Source organism: Arthrobacter sp. B0427-1-12, from assembly GCF_059092905.1.
This window is the reverse complement of record NZ_JBNHIC010000160.1, coordinates 1-1,078: the sequence shown is the minus strand read 5'-3', so window position 1 is coordinate 1,078 and position 1,078 is coordinate 1. Positions and strand designations below refer to the sequence as shown.

Sequence of the window (1,078 nt, the reverse complement as noted above, 5' to 3'; positions counted from 1 at the left end):
GCCGCCGAACTCGACCAGGGAATCACCATCCTCCTGGCCGGCCTGGAAGCCCAGCTGCACCCCCCCGCCAACAAGGAACCCTGACCGGATCCGCCCCGGACCCGATGATCACAGGAGAACACCGATAACAGCGCATATGTCTCGGGATATCTGCTTGTAGCAGCCCGGTTTCCTGCCGTCGTTAGAGTGGCAGGGTGAAGACACTGGGTGTTGATCTGGCTGCGGATCCGAAGAAGACCGCAGCTGCCGTCATTGAATGGCTCGACGGCCGGGCTCGGCTTGTCCACTTGTCGCTTGGCGTTACCGACGAAGCCATCGTGGAGCTGTTCGCCGAATCAGATGTGGCGGGTATCGACTGTCCCTTGGGCTGGCCGCAGGCCTTCCTGTCGTTCCTTCAGGGCCACGCCCGGGCTGATCCGGGTGCGGTCCTTTCCCATGACGGGCTGGAGGGCCGCCGCGAACTGGTCTACCGAATTACGGACCGGTTCGTCACCACCAGGACAGGCCTGATTCCTTTGAGTGTCTCGGCGGATCGGCTGGCACATCCGGCCATGCGCTGCGCGGTCATCCAGGCCAAAATCGCTCAAGACTGGGGAGTTCAGGCCAGGGACGGGTCGGACCGGCTCATCGAGGTCTACCCTGCCGCATCGCTCAGGCTGTGGGGCATCTCCGCCCGTAAATACAAGGGCCGCGGAACACCGGAGTCCGACATCCGCAGGGATATCTTGGACCAGCTCTCGGCGGCAGCACCTTGGCTCGACCTGGATGCGTACTGCGATCAGTTGATCGCCTCGGACGACCTGTTCGACGCGGTCATCGCATCACTGACGGTCCGGGCCGCTGCCCTGCGCGCCACCCTGCCTCCTGACCGGGAGCAGCGCCTCGCAGCGCGCGAAGAGGGCTGGATCCACCTGCCCGCCGGACCGCTCACCGACCTCATCCAACCCGAACCGGTGCAGGCTCCTGCCAAGCCGGATACAGCCAGCTTGTTCACTAGAGGCAGGGAATCGTGGTCTGCAGCTATGGTTCCTTAGACCGCGGTGAGCCTGTGGCTCGGGATACACCTGCCGGCCTTCAG

1 protein-coding gene is annotated in these 1,078 nt (G+C 64.2%); it reads left to right on the top strand.

Features of this window, described 5'->3' with window-relative positions; genetic code table 11:
- The first annotated feature begins 194 nt into the window (after positions 1-194).
- Positions 195-1,034 carry a DUF429 domain-containing protein gene (locus AC5RWU_RS24320; RefSeq protein ID WP_493986735.1) on the top strand — a complete coding sequence of 280 codons (840 nt, stop codon included), beginning with the start codon at positions 195-197 and terminating at the stop codon, positions 1,032-1,034.
- Positions 1,035-1,078 lie beyond the last annotated feature (44 nt).